Annotated in this window: 13 protein-coding genes; 3 read left to right on the top strand and 10 right to left on the bottom strand. The window is 35.0% G+C overall.

The features are described 5' to 3' along the window. Positions 1-246, top strand: a 246-nt coding sequence (locus LC076_RS22860) for a hypothetical protein (protein WP_226671432.1), incomplete at its 5' end; no start/stop codon positions are given. A 66-nt stretch (positions 247-312) separates the two neighbouring features. Here the strand turns inward: LC076_RS22860 and LC076_RS22855 are convergent. The 7 genes from LC076_RS22855 to LC076_RS22825 all read right to left on the bottom strand — a co-directional run bounded on the left by LC076_RS22855 (position 313) and on the right by LC076_RS22825 (position 11,968). Continuing rightward, positions 313-2,025, bottom strand: coding sequence for a methyl-accepting chemotaxis protein (locus LC076_RS22855; protein ID WP_226671431.1), 1,713 nt, complete (start codon positions 2,023-2,025; stop codon positions 313-315). Between the two features lie 158 nt (positions 2,026-2,183). Next, positions 2,184-2,339 carry a hypothetical protein gene (locus tag LC076_RS22850; protein ID WP_226671430.1) on the bottom strand — a complete coding sequence of 52 codons (156 nt, stop codon included), beginning with the start codon at positions 2,337-2,339 and terminating at the stop codon, positions 2,184-2,186. A 137-nt stretch (positions 2,340-2,476) separates the two neighbouring features. Further along, positions 2,477-3,475: an inorganic phosphate transporter gene (locus tag LC076_RS22845; protein WP_226671429.1), complete on the bottom strand. Its 999-nt coding sequence runs from the start codon at positions 3,473-3,475 to the stop codon at positions 2,477-2,479. 14 nt (positions 3,476-3,489) lie between these two features. After that, complete coding sequence (locus tag LC076_RS22840; protein ID WP_226671428.1) at positions 3,490-4,113, bottom strand: DUF47 domain-containing protein; 624 nt, start codon at positions 4,111-4,113, stop codon at positions 3,490-3,492. Between the two features lie 528 nt (positions 4,114-4,641). Beyond that, a complete protein-coding gene (gene ppdK / locus LC076_RS22835; RefSeq protein WP_226671427.1) occupies positions 4,642-7,311 on the bottom strand; it encodes a pyruvate, phosphate dikinase in 2,670 nt (889 codons plus the stop codon). Between the two features lie 4 nt (positions 7,312-7,315). Continuing rightward, positions 7,316-8,122 carry a pyruvate, water dikinase regulatory protein gene (locus tag LC076_RS22830; protein ID WP_226671426.1) on the bottom strand — a complete coding sequence of 269 codons (807 nt, stop codon included), beginning with the start codon at positions 8,120-8,122 and terminating at the stop codon, positions 7,316-7,318. 672 nt (positions 8,123-8,794) lie between these two features. Continuing rightward, a complete protein-coding gene (locus LC076_RS22825; RefSeq protein ID WP_226671425.1) occupies positions 8,795-11,968 on the bottom strand; it encodes an efflux RND transporter permease subunit in 3,174 nt (1,057 codons plus the stop codon). 266 nt (positions 11,969-12,234) lie between these two features. On the opposite strand from LC076_RS22825, the gene LC076_RS22820 reads away from it, so the two are divergent. Continuing rightward, positions 12,235-13,080 (top strand): TetR/AcrR family transcriptional regulator, encoded by an 846-nt coding sequence (locus LC076_RS22820; RefSeq protein ID WP_226671424.1) that lies wholly within the window; start codon positions 12,235-12,237, stop codon positions 13,078-13,080. A gap of 405 nt (positions 13,081-13,485) precedes the next feature. After that, positions 13,486-13,701, top strand: coding sequence for a hypothetical protein (locus LC076_RS22815; RefSeq protein ID WP_226671423.1), 216 nt, complete (start codon positions 13,486-13,488; stop codon positions 13,699-13,701). Positions 13,702-14,062: 361 nt separating this feature from the next. Here the strand turns inward: LC076_RS22815 and LC076_RS22810 are convergent, their stop codons facing one another. From LC076_RS22810 to manA, 3 genes are all read right to left on the bottom strand, one after another. Then, complete coding sequence (locus tag LC076_RS22810) at positions 14,063-15,382, bottom strand: ABC transporter substrate-binding protein (RefSeq protein WP_226671422.1); 1,320 nt, start codon at positions 15,380-15,382, stop codon at positions 14,063-14,065. A gap of 170 nt (positions 15,383-15,552) precedes the next feature. Then, positions 15,553-16,587, bottom strand: coding sequence for a substrate-binding domain-containing protein (locus LC076_RS22805; protein WP_226671421.1), 1,035 nt, complete (start codon positions 16,585-16,587; stop codon positions 15,553-15,555). 360 nt (positions 16,588-16,947) lie between these two features. Then, the gene (manA, locus tag LC076_RS22800) at positions 16,948-17,895 is read right to left on the bottom strand and encodes a mannose-6-phosphate isomerase, class I (protein ID WP_226671420.1); all 948 of its coding nucleotides are present in this window, start codon (positions 17,893-17,895) and stop codon (positions 16,948-16,950) included. Between the last annotated feature and the right edge of the window lie 11 nt (positions 17,896-17,906).

Here is a 17,906-nt window from a genome sequence, read left to right as displayed (position 1 = left end):
AAAAATAGAAGGGAAACAGATAAAAACCATCAATTTTTGTTCAAAATTCGAACAAAAATTGATGGTTTTTTTTGGGAAATTATTTCATCTAAGAATAACCTGAGTTCTTCAGTGCCCTCAATAGAGGAAAGGCTGAGACCCCGCAGGCCTCGCCGAGGAGGCTTAGCTTCCTCCCCGTGGAAAGCGAGTGTCTGCAGCGCAATGGAACGGACTTTTTTTAAACTTAATAATAGAGAACATTATTAAATATTGGACAAACTAGAGTGTCCCAGCCTATTCAATTAATAAGTCATAATACTGCTTAAACTATTTCTATATTTTAAAACGACTAACAATTTCCTGAAGCTCAATCGCTAGCTGACTTAGTGATTCTGAGGAAGCTGAAATTTCTTCCATAGAAGCGTTTTGTTCTTCAGCAGATGCGGCAACATTTTGTGTGTTTCCTGCTGTTTGTTGTGAAATGCTTGCCACTTCTTCAACCATTTTGACCATAGATTGGGAGCTTGCTGTCACTTCTTCAACAATTGCTGAAACCTCCTGAGATTGTGCGGCAACTTCTTCAATCACCTTCACAATTCCTTTAAATGTTTCACCTGTTTCTTTCACTTTCACAATACCTAATTCAACAGCTGTTGATCCTTCATCCATTGATTCCACAGCTTTATCAGCTTCTAGCTTGATTTCTCCTAATATCGCTCGAATTTCATTTGTCGCATGACTAGATTCTTCTGCCAATTTACGTACTTCGTCCGCAACAACAGCAAATCCTCTTCCATGCTCGCCAGCTCTTGCTGCTTCAATTGCAGCATTAAGCGCTAGTAAATTTGTTTGTTCAGCCACACTATTAATCAGAGAAACAATACCAGCAATTTTTGTTGATTTTTCTCCTAATGAGTTGACCACTTGTGTAGCCGATTGAACTTTTGTTTGCACATCGTTCATTTGTTCTATTGTCACTTCTACAACAGTTGATCCATTTATAGCTTGCTCGCTTGCAGAAGATGATAAATCCGCGACTACGACAATCGAGTTTGCTGCCTGATTCATGCCTTTTGAAATTTCTTCTACTGCTTTATTTGCTTCCAAAGCTTGTTGTAGCTGAGTATCCGTTCCTGAAGCCACTTCTTGAATCGATTCAGTAATTTGTTCAGTAGCTTTTGATGTTTGCTCAGCGCTTGCTGTAAGCTCTTCAGAAGTTGATGCTACGTGTTGAGAATGACCTGAAACAGAGCTTATAACTTCTCGTAAACTACTTGTCATTTCATTAAAATCAATGGCTAGACTACCAATCTCATCTTTATTTCTAATTTTAAGTGGTTCAACGTTTAGGTTCCCTTTTGCCACTTCATTTACTTGCTTCGCCATATTTGTAAGCGGTCTCGAAATACTTCTTGTTAACAAGAAGCCTATAATCGCTGACAGTAAAATGACGATTGTTACAAACACAACTGTTACGATGTTTGCTTGTTTAAAAATGGCATCTCCTTTATCGGATGCTGCGATTGCACCATTATGGTTTATATTGACTAATGAATTAATCTTTTCTTTTAGCAAATTCATTTCTTCATTAGATTCACGCAAAAGATCTCTAGCTGCAATATCGTCATCTTCATTACTCGCTTTTAAAACTTCTTCAGATGATGAAAGATAGTCTGCCCAACCCATTTTTACTTCTTCATATATTTTTCTCTCTTCATCTGATGAAATCACCTTTTCATATTGAGCTGAAACACCATTTAATTTATCCAACACTTGATTTAAAGCGTTCTCATATTCTGCCTTTTTCTCAGGAAGAGTTGAAGTAATATGAAATAATTCTAAAGAAACATAGCTTTCCATTAAATATCTCATTTCTCCAACATACTCAACTGACGGTAACCAATTGTCTTTGATTTCAGTAGATTGTTCGTTAATATTATTCATGTTCCACGTGTTAATACTATTCAATATAAGAATAAGTAAAATAATTGCGGCGAACGTTGAAAAGAGCTTGCGTCCTACAGTAAATTTCATTTTGATTTTCATGTTGAATCTCCCTTAACTTTTGTCATTTTTAGTCGAAATCGGTTTAATATTGTCGAATTCTTCTCTCTAGATATATATCGGTTACACAAGATTCATTTTTATTAATTTTTCCAGGGAATATTAACCACTATAAAAAAGCAGAGGATTAATCCTCTGCTTTAAAGTTGCTTTCGCCTTCTATTAACATCTACATCTACTAAATCCCACGCATTTTTGTATTCGTATTTCTTGCTCCATATGTGGATTAGCATTTTCATTCCAGTGATAAAACTTAATAGTAGAAGTGAAACAATTAAAAATAAAACCTCACTCATAGCAATCTCCCCCTAATTCTCCTTGTCCATATTTATATGTTGGAGTTAGAAAATCATTCAGAGAAATGTGTAAATAGAGTTATTTTTCATATATTATAGTTTGCTAGAAATATAAAGACTGTTTCATATTCGTTTTTTCACATGAAAAATTGTAGAAAATAATAAACAATTCCAGCTAAAATGGCCGATGCTGGCAAGGTAATTACCCACGTAATCACCATCATTTGGGCCGTTCCCCAATTCACACCTTTTCTACGATGTGATGCTCCGACACCTAGAATTGCAGAGGAGATCACATGTGTTGTACTTACTGGTAAATGAAAGATTGTTGCACCGAAAATAATTGCTGCTGAAGACATATCAGCTGCAACACCATTGACCGGTCGAATCTTCATGATTTTATTTCCTACTGTTTTAATAATTCTCCAGCCACCAACTGAGGTTCCGAGCCCCATGGCAAGCGCACATGAAAATTGCACCCAAAAAGGAATGTCTGTTGAGTCATGATAATTGTTAGCAATTAACGCTAGTGTAATGATCCCCATTGCTTTTTGTGCATCGTTTGTTCCATGTGTATATGCTTGAAATGCCGCGGTTAATACTTGATATCGTCTAAAACGATTGTTCGATTTTGTTAGTGAATGATTTCGAAAAATAACTTTAAATAAACTATAAACAAAAAATCCAACAATAAACGCTAAGATCGGTGATAATAATAACGATTGAACAATTTTAATAAATCCAGAATAATTTATTCCAAAAAAACCTGATGAAGCAATAGCTGCTCCAACAATTGATCCTATAATCGCATGTGATGAGCTACTTGGAATTCCGTAATACCATGTGATAAGGTTCCAAAAAATAGCCGAAATCAACGCTGATAAAATAACGACAGATCCATTTTCTAATGTAAACGGATCAACAATATCACTTGTTATTGTTTTCGCAACACCCGTAAATGTAAGTGCTCCAATGAAGTTCATCACTGCTGCAAGTAAAACAGCTTGCCTTGGTTTTAACGCTTTTGTTGACACACTCGTGGCAATTGCATTAGCTGTATCGTGAAAGCCATTAATAAAATCAAATGTTAATGCGCCGAGTACAATGAAAGTTGTGATTAGTAAGGTTTCATCCATACTACTGTTTACCTTTACGCATTTTTCATCACAATACTATCTAGTGTATTTGAAACTTTACGACAATCATCCACAATTCCTTCTAATGATTCGTAAATGTCTTTGTGCTGAATAATTTTAATCGGATCTTTCACAACGGCAAATAAATTTTTCACAGCTAATCGTAATAAATTATCACTATTCGATTCATGTTCTTTTATTTTTAAAGAATATGGTGAAATATCTTGTAGTTTTTTATTTGATAAACATTCTATAGCATGAGAAATTTCAAGCGTACATTGGTGAATGATGATCATGAATTTTTTCATATGATCTGTTAAATTTGTCACAGAATACATTTCAAGTAGAGCAGCAATATGCTCGATTCCATCTAAAATATCATCTAAATCAACTGCCAGTTGCAAGATGTCCTCTCGATCAATAGGAGTAATAAATGTTGAGTTTAATTCCTTAGTAATGATATGTATGAACGAATCTCCTGTTGTTTCGTATTCTTTAACTGTTTCTAAAAATAATTGTAATTCATGATGATTCGTGATTTGCTGATCTAAACAATATTTTGTTGTTTGCTGTAAATTGTCTGTAATTTTTAATAAAAGCTCTGAAAATTTATCTTTCTTACCCTTTGAAAATACCATGAAATTATCCCCCATCAACAACTTGTCCTGTAATTAGAGTACGTGCAAAGTGAAATAAACATGACTACTATCCTCATTTTTCTTGGAAGTAGTACTCCTTATCTTCCTATATTTTCGAGCATAAAACTGCTGATGAAAAATTGAGTAAGATTAATAGAATTGTAGCTTATCTGATTGGATTTCGCTATGAAATTATTAAGGAGATTTTTTGTTGGTTCTGAGGGGAGAGTTAGGATAGTTTTTTTAGAGGTTTTTAGAATTTAAAAGAATGGATCCTTTGTGAAGAGATACTAAAGAGGTACTTAGAAATTAGTTCGTTCCATTGCGCTACAGACACTTGTAGTCCAAAATATTGTAAAATCACAAGAATATAAGCGTGAATTCGTATGTGAATTCACGCCAAAGATATCTTATTTTGGTTTACTTTTCTGTACATCTAATCGGATCTTATAAGAGTGTTTTCGCAAGCTTTGCTGAACTTAACAGTTTAATTGTTCATAATAAGCCGAAAAGAATCTTCCTTCAAAATTACAATTGAACTTGAAATGATTGTTCCACCTTGGAATGCCGAATATTTGCCTGTGCTGCTGCGAGTCGAGCAAGTGGAACTCGGTATGGTGAGCAGCTGACATAATCTAAGCCTACTTCATGGCAAAATTGAATCGATTTCTTTTCTCCGCCATGTTCACCACATATGCCGGTTTTTAAGTTGTGTTTTGTTTGTTTTCCAAGCTTGACCCCTGTTTCAACAAGCTTTCCAACTCCTTCAATATCAAGAGAAGAAAACGGGTTTTCTTTGAGAATTTTTTGGTCAATATAAGCTTGAAGGAATTTGCCTTCTGCGTCATCACGACTGTATCCAAATGTTGTTTGTGTTAAGTCATTTGTACCAAAGGAGAAAAAGTCTGCTTCAGTAGCAATGAAATCTGCAGTTAATGCTGCCCTTGGAACTTCGATCATTGTGCCAATGAGATAAGAAAATATCTGTCCTGTTTCATCTGTTACTTGCATTTCTGCGCTTTGAACTAGATTTCTCATTTCTTTTAACTCATTTACATGACCAACCAAAGGAATCATAATTTCAGGTTTTACATTGATCCCTTTTTCAGTTACTTTTGCAATCGCATAAAAAATCGCTTTTGCTTGCATCACATATATTTCAGGAAAAATCAGTCCAAGTCTGCAGCCTCTATGTCCGAGCATTGGATTAAATTCATGCAATTGACGCACCTTTCGTAAAAGCTTTTCTTTTTCATGGAGCTCTGAAGAAGGTGTGTTGAGCATTCTTAGCTTTGTTACTTCAACAAGTAATTCATCTTTATCAGGTAAGAATTCATGTAGAGGAGGATCTAATAAACGAATTGTGACAGGATTTCCATTCATCACTTCAAAAATCCCTTCAAAATCCTCCTGCTGCATTGGAAGCAGCTTTGCAAGTGCAGCATTTCGTTCTTCATTATTTTCAGCTAGTATCATTTCCTGAACGATTGGAATTCGTTTGGGATCCATAAACATATGCTCTGTTCGACAAAGTCCTATCCCACCTGCACCAAATTTCAGAGCTTTTTTAGCATCTTCTGGATTGTCTGCATTTGCCCGAACTCCCAGCTTTCTCTCTTCATCTGCCCAGGTTAATAATAATTGAAACTCCTCTGATAATTGTGGCTCAATCATCTTCATTTCACCTAAAAAAATTTCACCAGTTGAGCCATCAACTGTAATAATGTCTCCTTCATTTATCACAGTATCACCTACGGAAAATCGTTTTTGCTTCAAATCAATCGTCAAGGCTTCACATCCACAAATACATGCCTTTCCCATTCCTCTGGCAACAACCGCCGCATGACTAGTCATTCCTCCACGACTAGTAACTGTAGCTTGTGAAGCAATCATTCCATGTATATCATCTGGTGTTGTTTCTGGTCGAACGAGTATGACCTTATGATGATTCTGTGTTAAGCGTTCGGCATCATCTGCAGTAAAAACAACTTGACCTGTTGCTGCTCCTGGTGAAGCTGGTAGCCCTTTGGCAAGTGGGGTTATGTTAGAAGAATCATCTATTTGTCTATGAAGCAATTGATTTAATTGATCAGGATCCACTCGTAAAATAGCTTCCTGCTTAGATATGATGTTTTCTTTCACGAATTCAACAGCCATTCGAATTGCTGCTTGTGCTGTTCTTTTGCCCGTTCTTGTTTGTAGAATAAACAGCTGTCCACGTTCGACTGTAAATTCAATATCTTGCATATCTTTATAATGCTGTTCAAGCAATTCACAAGTGTCAACAAATTGCTTATAAACAGTAGGCATTTTATTTTGTAAAGTCGTAATTGGCTGAGGAGTTCGAATGCCAGCAACAACATCTTCACCTTGTGCATTCATTAAGTATTCTCCATAAAGCATTTCTTCACCAGTTGAAGGATTTCGAGTAAAAGCTACACCAGTTCCAGAATCATCGCCCATATTCCCAAATACCATACTTTGAATATTAACTGCTGTCCCTAAGTCACCTGGAATATTCTGAAGACGACGGTACACAACAGCTCGTTGATTATTCCAAGAATCAAACACGGCATTTACCGCAAGAAATAATTGCTCCTTAGGATCTTGAGGAAACATTTTTTTCGAGTGCTTTTTCACAATGAACTTATATTTCTCAATCACTTCTTTCCAATCATCTGCAGACATCTCAGGATCTGATTTGTATCCTTTTTCTTCTCTCGTTTCTTCCACACACTGTTCAAAATAAAAGGCATCTACCTTCAGCACAACATCACTAAACATCTGAATAAATCTTCTGTAGCAATCAAATGCAAAACGAGGATTATTTGTTAGCTCAGCTAATCCTTGAGCTGTTTCATCATTCATTCCGAGATTCAAAACGGTATCCATCATGCCTGGCATAGAATGTACTGCACCAGATCTTACAGAAACCAGCAATGGGTTTGTTGTATCACCAAGTTTTTTTCCTGTTTCTTTTTCAAGCTTTTTAAGAGCTTCTAGTATTTGAAACTCTATTTCTACTGAAATTGATTGACCATGTTCATAATAAGATAGGCATGCCTTCGTAGATATAGTAAAGCCAGATGGAACAGGCAGACCAATTCTTGTCATTTCAGCTAGATTGCTTCCTTTTCCTCCTAAAAGCTCTCTTTGATTACTGTTTCCTTCGTTAAACATATAAACAAATTTACTCATAAAATCATGCCCCTCTCTTTTTGAACATTGCTAAAATCACATCAGCTGTTTCTTCAACAGCTTTATTCGAAACATTAATAACAGGACATCCAATTCGCTTCATTATTCTTTCCGCATAATCTAACTCTTCAAGAATACGACCTAAATTCGCATAATTAGCTTGTGCTGTTAACCCTAAATTTTTTAGTCGTTCAATGCGGATTTCATTCAATTTATTAGGAGTAATAACTAAACCAACACATTTATTTTTTGGAATCGCAAAAAGCTCTTCAGGTGGTGCAATTTCTGGAACTAAAGGAACATTAGCCACCTTAAATCTTTTGTTCGCCAAATACATTGAAAGCGGTGTCTTTGATGTTCGCGAAACACCGATTAAAACAATATCTGCAAATCTAATTCCTCGAACATCTTGACCATCATCATATTTAACAGCAAACTCAATCGCTTCCACTCTTCTAAAATAGTTTTCATCCAATTTTCTCATCAAGCCTGGTTCACTTTTGGGTTCACTATTAAACTTTGAACGAAAAGCCTGCATAAGGGGACTCATTAAATCAATGGCTAAAATTCCTTCTTCTTTAGCTTTTTCATCAAGAAATTGCTTTAAAAGTGGAACAACAATCGTATATGCGATAATCGCATCACTGATTTTTGATTGAGCGATTATTTGCTTCAAATCTTCTATATCCTGTACATATGAATAATGACGAATCTCCATTTCTCCACCATTAAACTGAGTTGCTACAGCTTTCACCAATAATTCTGCTGTTTCACCAACTGAATCAGACACAACATAAACGATTATTGCCATATCAAACCTCCCTACGCCTTATATTATGTTATACAATAATTATAATGTGTTATACTAATTGGCTGATTTTTATATTACCATCATTGAGTACTTGCTGCAATACCTTTTTTGTCATGTTTTTTTATTGATACTGTGAAGCTTAATTATTCGTTTTTTGCACTTTTGGATGGTAGGAAACGAAGTGTGTGGGATATTTGGGTCAAAGGGTATCACATTTGTAGTAGTTACGAGGAGATTTTTTCATGTAGTTTTTTTTCAAAAAAAGAGGCTAGGACATAAGTATTTAAGCTAATGATAAACCCGAAATATGAGGAGATATTTCAATTAATTATTAGCCTAATATTTCGGGTTTTTTTTTGCTGTCTTCAATTAGACTTTTTAATTTTGCATACTATTTTTAAGAACTAGTGGAATGGAGCGGAAGACATTTGACTCCTGCGGGTGCAGAGGAAAAGCTGAGACCCCACAGGCGCTTGCGCCGAGGAGGCTTAGCTTCCTCCCCGCGGAAAGCAAATGTCTGCAGCGCAATGAAACGAACTTATTTCTTTCAACTTAACTGAATATAGATTTATTCGTTTTTTTGTATGACATCTTTAAATATGTCCCAGCCTCGTTTCTTTCATCTAGTTTGTTTTTTAAAAAAAGACCTGACAAATGTCAGGCCTTCAATCTTTATTCTTCTTCAACCAATGATTTATTTCTTCTAAGCTTACTAAGCATTTCATAAACGATTGGTACAATAACAAGCGTTAACAATGTTGAACTTGTAAGACCACCAATTACTGTTACACCAAGTCCTTTAGAAATCATTCCGCTTCCTTCAAGACCTAGAGCTAATGGAATTAATGCTCCAATTGTTGCAATAGCTGTCATAAGGATCGGACGAAGTCTAGTTGTACCCGCTTCTAGAAGTGCTTCACGTGTACTTAAGCCTTCTTTTTCTTTATGAATAACTCGGTCAATTAGTACAATCGCATTTGTGACAACAATACCGATTAACATTAACGCACCAATCATTGCATTCACACTCAATGTTTCACCTGCAATCAATAATCCTACAAGTGCACCAATGATTGTAAATGGTAGGGAGAACAGAATCGCAAGTGGTGCTAAACCGCCACCAAATGTTACAACAAGGATAAGGTAGACAATCGCAATCGCTGCAAGCATCGCTAATCCTAATTGAGTAAATGATTCTTGGATATCTTCCGTTACTCCACCCATATTTACTTCAATCGATGAATCGATATCTAAATCGCCAACCTTTGTTTGAACATCAGCTGAAACTTTAGCAACATCATCTGTTTTAATTTCTCCTGAAACTTGAACGTAAATTTTACCATCACGTCTTGTTACAGTATTAGATGTTTCGCCTTCTTTCACTTCGACAACATCACCAATTTTTACTGTTTGACCTAACGGTGAAGTAATTGTTTTTTCTGTTAAATCATCAACAGATTCGTAATCTTCTTCTTCCACTTGAAGATAGACATTCACTTCTTCTCCGTCTTTTTCAATCTTTGTTAAAACAGGACGTTCTCTTGTCGGACTAAGTTCCATTCCGATTTGTGCTGCTGATAAACCAAGCTTACTTAATTCTTCTTGATTTGCCACAAATGTGTACTCTTCATATGTTTCAGACATACTTGTTTCAACATTTTTAAGATTATCATTATTTTTCATAATGTCTTCAATGTCATGAACGACTGGTGTAATGTCTTCAATGCTATTACCATAAACAAACATGGTAATTGCATTGCTAGCTCCTGCAGATGCAAAATCTTGTGAAGCCCATTCTCCACCACCAGATGCTTCTTCTGTTAAATCTTCAATAACCTTTTCTTTTTCTTCCGTAAAGTTTGGTGTATCTTCTTCATACTCTACAAAGAATAATGCACTATTTGTATCACCAGGATTCATTGGGTTTTCACTTCCTAATGAAAACTGAACTGTTTTCACATGTTCACGATCAAGGAAGAATTTTTCTGCAACTTCTGTCATTTCTTCTGCTTGTTCTCTTGTTTCACCAGGCTCAGGTTTGTACGTAACCATCATCATTTTTTCTTCTTCAGATGATAAGAAACTAACACCAATCACCGGCACTAAAAATAAACTTCCAACCAGCATTAAGATTGCGATAGCTGATGTAATAATCTTATGATTTAATGTCCATTCTAAAATCTTTCGATAAGCCCCAGCAAGCTTTCCAGGTTTATCATCATGCTGTTTCAGCTGCTTACCTTCACCATATAAATTTTTCTTAAATAAGCTATGTGCCATCATCGGAACAATTGTTACGGCTACTAATAATGATGCTAATAGCGCAAACACCATTGTTAAAGCAAATGGTAAGAATAACTCACCAATCATTCCTTTTACTAACGCTAACGGAAGGAATACCGCAATTGTTACAATTGTTGAAGACATAATCGGCATAAACATTTCCTTCGTTGCTTCACGAACAAGTGCTTTCCCTTTTAATACTTCACCTTTTAAAGACATTCTTCGATAGATGTTTTCAATAACAACGATCGAGTCATCCACAACACGACCGATGGCAACTGTCATTGCCCCTAATGTCATCATATTAAGCGTGATATCCATTTGATTTAAAAGAACAATCGCAATTAATAGTGATAACGGAATCGAAATAATAGAAATTAACGTTGATTTAAAATCTCTTAAAAACAAGAGAATAATTACAACTGCGAAAAGAGCTCCAAATAACGCTTTACTTAGCATCGTAGAAACAGATTCTTCAATCGGTGTTGCTTGATCTAGAGTATACACAATGTCTAGGCCTGAAATCTCTTCTTCAAAATCAGCTAACTCTGCTGCTACTTCCTTAGCCACATCAACCGTGTTTGCGTCAGCAGATTTCACAATTTGAATACCAATTGCTTCTTTTCCATTCGTTCTTGAAATCGATTCTGCTTTACCAACTAATTCAATGTTTGCAATTTCTGATAACTTAACAGTTGGTAACTCAATTGATTGAGCTGCTTGTGCTTGATTAGCAGCTTCTGCACCAGCTTGTGACTGACCAGTCATACCAGCTTGTTGCTCACCTGGCATCATTCCTTGTTGTGCTGCACCAGAGGAAGGCATAACAGGTATGTCTAAGTTTTTCAAGTCTTCTAAACTTGTAATATTTCCATCTACAACAACAGATTTCTCTGTATCATCTAATGTATATAATCCTAGAGGAAAACTAACATCCGCACCTTTAATGATGTTTTGTACAGTTTCTTCATCAAGACCATATTCTTTCATTTTATCTTCATTAAAACTAAACTCAATTTCCTCCACTTGTTGACCAGATACTTCTACTGATGAAACTCCATCAACACCTTTTAAAGCAGGAAGAATTTTATCTTCTACTTCTGTTGTAAGCTCTGCCAGTGATAAATCATCATTAGCAATACTTAATGCTAAGATAGGAAATGCATTTAAGCTTATTCTAGAAACCGAAGGATCATTTGCACCCTCTGGTAATTCAAGCTTTGCTAGAATACTATTTAACTCATCTTCTGCTTCATCCATATCTTTTTCAAAAGCATATTCAATTTGAATTGATGATGCATTTTGGAATGAATTTGAACTAACAACGCTCACTCCATTTAAATTTGATACTGTTTGTTCGATCGGTTCTGTTACATTATCTGCTACCTCTTCAGGAGTTGCTCCTGGATAGACGGTTGTAACAGAGATAATCGGGGTAGTAATATTAGGAATCGTTTCTAACTTCATATTCAATCCAGAATATAAACCAGCTACAGTTACTATAATCGTAAGCAGCCATACAGCAAACTTGTTTTTAAGCACGAAATTAATTAAGCTATTCATATTACCCTCCATTTTTTAAAATCATTGACTAGTAGGTCACAATATATAATAATATAAATGACTAGTCGGTCATAAGTCAATGCATATTATGTAATTCACATATTAACTTTTTGTAAATTGTGAACGAACAGACATGAATAATCTTATAACTAATTGTTGTTGACCATAGGGGATGGACTTAAATAATTCAGCACGAAGAAATGAGATAACAGGAATCCAAAAAGAAGATAATTTTTAAAATAGATCGGCTTTAAAAGGAGATCGATATGAACAATAAAGAAAAAATGATCATCGAAGCAGGTAGCAAATTATTTGCCAAGAAGGGCTATTCAACAACTTCAATACAGGAAATTGTTGATGCATGCGGAATGTCTAAGGGAGCATTTTATCTTCACTTTAAATCAAAGGATGCCTTTCTACTTGCAGCCTTTAAATACCAATTTAATAGTATTAAATCAAAAATGGATTCTTTAGATATAGAAGCATTACATCCGCGAGAGGCTTTTATCAATCAGCTTACAACACAATTCGAAGAAATCCAAAAACACAAAGATTTCATTATCATGCAACTTCGCGAACAAACAACTCCCATTAATGCAGAAGTTGAAGAATTTGTAAGAAAAATGGGATTTGAAATCGGAAGCCTATATCACCAATCACTCACAAAGCTATATGGAAACTCAATCAGTTCATATATGTATGACTTAAACATGATACTACAAGGCATTATCCAAGCTTATTTAAAGATAATACTATTTGAACAAACAACCATTGATTTAAGAAAATTATCCATCTATATTGTAAACCGAATCGATGATTTAGCTACCGGTTACAAAGCATCACAAGAAGAACCCATCATGACATTAGACATGATCACGTTGCACACAAAACCAATCGTCACAACAAATAAAGAAGAAATTCTTCAACAATTATCAAAAGCGAAACTAAAAATCGAGGATGAAAATTTATTCATCACACTTGAAGTAATCGAGGAAGAATTTAAAAAAGACCAACCAAGAGTACCAGTTATTCAAGGCATGCTAGGAAACATACCAGACAAGTCTCAGCTACGTCCACTAAAAAAGCGAATTAAAGACTATTTTCACCTTTGATAAAACTAGCGGATAGGATGTCGCTAGTTTTTTTGTTGAAAATAGAAAGGAAGAAGTGGTTATTCTGAAAAAGAGACTATTTTTTCTTAAAAGTGACGAACACAATGAGGTTCTGCTTTTAAATCAGGACTTTTTTAGATGAGGATTCGCGAATTCAACAGGTTTTAGCAGAGTACTTGTAAGGCGGGATTACTCTGAAGTCACTTTATCAGCGATTTTTTAAATTTATCAGCGATTCTGCGGATTTATCGACAATTAGACTATTTTCGACAAACCCGTCTCCACGTCCTTTTCAAGATAAGAGGAAGGGTTTATGCATTTACTGAAAATGGACTATTCTTCAAAAGGTTTTTCTAAAACTAACGAACAAAATAGGGTTCTACTTCTAAATGAGGAGCATCTAAGGTGAGTAAAAACTGTAGATTGGCAGTTTTCGGACGTTTTCCCACAGTATTTGTAGGCTGGGAGCACTTTGAAGTCACTTTATCTTCGATTTTTCCGATTTATCTTCGATTCTGTGGATTTATCAACGATTTTCCAGATTTATCTTCGATTTTGCGAATTTATCTTCGATTAGACTATTTTCGACAAAAAATGACATCCACCTCTTTTTCAAGATAAGAGGAAGGGTTTATGCATTTACTGAAAATGGACTATTCTAAAGGTTTTTCTAAAACTGACGAACAAAATAGGATTCTTTTTCTAAATAAGGAGCATCTAAGATGAGCAACAGCTGCAGATTGGCAGTTTTAGCACGTTTTCGCACAGTAATTGTAGGGTCGGATAACTTTAAAGTCATTTTATCTTCGATTATTCCGATTTATCTTCGATTCTGCGGATTTATCAACGATTTTCCAGATTTATCTTCGATTCTGCGGATTTATCGACGATTAGACTATTTTCGACAAAAACCACAACCACAAACCACTCCTCACACATACGCAAAAGGAGGACGCTTCATCACGCCCTCCTCCCTACTTACTTATTTCGTTACTTTCTCTCTTGCAGCTTTCCAATCTGCATTCAGGTCTTTCATAATATCATCAAAGCTTTCTTTTGAGTTACCAATTCCAGATTCAATAATGCGTTGTTTGAATTCTGGTTGAAATAAACCAATTTCTCCTTCTTGATCAATGGCGTCTACCCAGCCATCTTGGCCTTCTTTAGCTGGTGCATTTGATAATAATTCTACACCAAGCTCTTGGAATGAGTTTAATGTTGTTGGGAAGTCATCACCAATGACTGGAGAAATCCCCCCATTTTCAACCGCATAGTTTGATTCATTAAGGAACCAATCTACCCAAGCATTAGCAGCTTCTTTATTTTCGCTATTTTTATTAATACCAATTTTATAATCTCCACTTGTTTCTGAATAAAGCTTTCCATCATGGTTATATGGGAATGGCATGTAAGCAATATCGTCTGGATTTTCAGCTAGCGCTTGAACTTGAGTAATTGCCCATGAACCTAAAATCATTGAAGCGATTTCTCCTTTTGCCATCATTTCTTTTGAACTTTCCCAATCTGTTGTTAATGGATCTGGTTCAATTAGACCATCTTTTGCAAGATCATGCATTAACTTATAAAGAATATAATGTGGCTTGCCTTCTGCAAATGGATCATCCATGTTAGGCATTTGTACATTTACATAATCTTCTTCGCCAGCTATAGATAAACGGTTAGGCTCCCATTGTGTTAAAGGCCAACCTGCAGCATAGTTCGTGTAATAAGGAATAGCATCTGTATTTTCTTTTACTTTCTTTAAAGCTTCGATGAAAGCTTCTGGTGTTGTAGGTGTTTCCGTTACTCCTGCTTCTTCAAATACTTTTTTGTTGTAAAGTACACCTTGTGCATTAACAGTTACAGGAATACCGTAGCTCGTTCCGTCAAAAGCATCTTCATCAACGTGCAGATATTTTCCACTTAGTTCATCAACTGATCCAAGAGGCTCGAAGAAATTACTTAACTCGCTAACAGGTACATCATTTGGTATAAGCAATGCATCACCGTATTCTGAAGAATTCATACGAATTTTTACTTGGCCTTCATAATCAGTAATCGCTTCAAAATTCACTTTTACATCTGGGTACTTCTCGTTAAACTTTGTAGCATAATCCTTAAATACTGTATCAACAATATCTGTTCTGTTTGTTAAAACTAAAATCTCACCTGATGGACCTGAATTTTCTGTCTTATCTCCATCACTTTTTTCATCTGCTGAGCTGCTTTCTTTCTGTGAACAGCCCACTAACATTCCAACTGCTAAAATACTTAACACAAGAAACTTCAGTAATGTTTTCATCTTTGCCTCCTCTAAAATTAAGTAATCGTTTAAGTTACAAAACTAATTTTAAATTGTAAACGCTTACCTGTCAATAAATTTTCTAAAACTTACCCATATTTATAAGATAGGCATATAAAAAAGGCCTGAATCCATTAAGATTCAAGCCTTTTTGTATGATTAAAATCGAGTTAAATGGCATCATTTATAGGAAGATCACCATTGATTTTATGAACAGAATCTCTAAAGACAATCTTACCTTTAACAGAAACTTGTTCCCATTTATTTTGTTTGCTTTTTAGTTTAGAAATGATTAACTTAACAGCTGTTTTTGACATTTCTTCAATATCAACTTCAACTGTGGTTAGTTTTGGTTCTGAAATCTGTGAGTAAATATCATTATCAAAACCGACTACAGAACAATCCTCTGGTACTTTATAACCTAGAGAATTAAGTTTACCTATTAAGTTATATGCAACTTGATCACAGTTACACACAAAGGCAGTAGGAAGCTTTTCAGGAAGCTCAATATCAATATATTTACCTCGTTTGTCACGATCATTGATAATATACTCTTGATTTAACACAATATGGTGCTCGAGTAATGATTTGTAATAGCCTAAAAAGCGATCTTGAATACTACTAGTTGAATAGATATTTCCAACAAATCCTATATCTTTATGACCATTTTTAATCAAATAGTTGGTCATTTCATATACACCATAAAAGTTATCTGTGATCACAGTATCAGCTTCAGCATCTTCGTTATAAAAATCAATATAAACAACCGGAATATCTACCTTATTTAGCAATGTAATATAATCATTGCTAATTTGGCCTAATATAAGAAGACCATCTACCTTTTTATCATAGTAGATTCTAGGAAGTACAAGCTGATCTTCATCATCAGCGCTTAATATATGAAGAATACCACTATACTGATGTTGATCAAGAACTCTTGCTATATGTTGGTAAAATCTCAAATAAAACGACTGAATTTCACCAGTGAATCGCTCAGGAATGATCACGCCAATATTGTATGCTTGCCCTTCTTTCATCGATTTAGCTAGCGTATTAAAGCGATAACCCATTTCATCAGCTACCTCTTTAATCTTTTGCTTTAGCTCATCACTTACTCCATCTTTATCATTCAATGCTTTTGATATTGTTACACTACTAACTCCCAGTCGAGCTGCTATATCTCGCATTGTTACATTGTTACTCAAAAAAGCCACCTCCAACACTCTCTTTTACTACTTTATTTTTAATCGTTCATCTCTGTTCAGTCTTATTGTTGATTTTTAAAAGTATTGTAAAATCGTTTTCATCACAATGTCAATGACAAGAACAAAAGATAATAGACATCATGTATAACATTATTTTTAACAGTATATACCTTATATTATAATGTAAACCGCTTACAAGTGCTCTACTAAGTTTAGAAAACTATTTAATAGTATACCATGATCATTTTTTCCTGTAACCTTTTTTAAGTAATAGGTTGAATTTGTTAAGTAACTAAGTGATAAGTGAATTTTTATAAGACAAAAAAAAGCCCCTAAATACAAAGGGACTTTCAACTATACTTATGGATGTGAAACAATAATCTCTACTGAACCTTCAATAATCATAGAATCTGCGTTAGCCGTTGTGATAAAGTGATCTCCTTTATTCACTTGCAATGTTTCTCCGTCTGCTTTTACCTGTCCTTGTCCTTCAATCACACTACATAAAAGGAAAGGTGTTGTTTTTTTATAAGTAAAACTATCAGAAACTTCCCATTTATAAACAGAGAAAAACTCTTCTTCTACATATGTTGTAATAATAGTTGAGTCATGTTTTGAAGTATGATGGTTGTTCTGACCAACTTCATCTGGCACAGTCGTTACTTCCATTGCTTTTGATAAATGTAGCTCTCTTTTTTCACCATTTTGATCAACTCGATCATAATCATATACACGATACGTTGTATCAGAGCTTTGCTGTGTTTCTAATACTAATGTTCCTTCACATAAAGCATGAATCGTTCCACTAGGTACATAGAAAAAATCACCTGGTTTAATTCTAATTCTTCTTAAAAGATCGTTCCAATTACCAGAATTAATCATCTTCACAAGTTCTTCTTTTGTTCTTGCATGATGACCGAAAATCATTTCAGCATCTTCTTTACAATCGATAATATACCAGCACTCTGTTTTACCTAACTCGCCATTTTCATTTTCTTTTGCGTAGCTATCATTCGGATGAACTTGTACACTTAAATCTGTTTTTGCATCAAGAATTTTTGTTAATAATGGAAAGCGGTCTCCTGTCACATGTCCAAATAGTTCACGATGATGATCCCATAACCAGCTTAATTCTTTCCCTTCAAAAGGGCCATTTTCTACAGTGCTATTCCCATTAGGATGTGCACTAATTGCCCAGCATTCTCCAGTTTGTTCACTAGGTATGTCATAACCGAAGGAATCTCTTAATGTTGTACCGCCCCAAATTCGTTCTTTAAACACAGGCTTTAGCTTTAATAGTTTTACCATTTGTTCTTCCT

Origin of the sequence: Metabacillus litoralis (assembly GCF_020524045.1) — a bacterium.
GTDB lineage: Bacteria > Bacillota > Bacilli > Bacillales > Bacillaceae > Metabacillus > Metabacillus litoralis_C.
Note: the sequence above shows the minus strand (reverse complement) of the source record. Positions and strands in the feature narration are given on the sequence as shown.

Excerpts from the sequence above, each read along its gene's own strand:
- LC076_RS22850 (WP_226671430.1), bottom strand. The coding sequence starts at position 2,339 with ATGAGTGAGGTTTTATTTTTAATTGTTTCACTTCTACTATTAAGTTTT.
- LC076_RS22830 (WP_226671426.1), bottom strand. The coding sequence starts at position 8,122 with ATGGCAATAATCGTTTATGTTGTGTCTGATTCAGTTGGTGAAACAGCA.
- ppdK (WP_226671427.1), bottom strand. The coding sequence starts at position 7,311 with ATGAGTAAATTTGTTTATATGTTTAACGAAGGAAACAGTAATCAAAGA.
- LC076_RS22855 (WP_226671431.1), bottom strand. The coding sequence starts at position 2,025 with ATGAAAATCAAAATGAAATTTACTGTAGGACGCAAGCTCTTTTCAACG.
- LC076_RS22845 (WP_226671429.1), bottom strand. The coding sequence starts at position 3,475 with ATGGATGAAACCTTACTAATCACAACTTTCATTGTACTCGGCGCATTA.
- LC076_RS22810 (WP_226671422.1), bottom strand. The coding sequence starts at position 15,382 with ATGAAAACATTACTGAAGTTTCTTGTGTTAAGTATTTTAGCAGTTGGA.
- manA (WP_226671420.1), bottom strand. The coding sequence starts at position 17,895 with ATGGTAAAACTATTAAAGCTAAAGCCTGTGTTTAAAGAACGAATTTGG.
- LC076_RS22825 (WP_226671425.1), bottom strand. The coding sequence starts at position 11,968 with ATGAATAGCTTAATTAATTTCGTGCTTAAAAACAAGTTTGCTGTATGG.
- LC076_RS22840 (WP_226671428.1), bottom strand. The coding sequence starts at position 4,113 with ATGGTATTTTCAAAGGGTAAGAAAGATAAATTTTCAGAGCTTTTATTA.
- LC076_RS22820 (WP_226671424.1), top strand. The coding sequence starts at position 12,235 with ATGAACAATAAAGAAAAAATGATCATCGAAGCAGGTAGCAAATTATTT.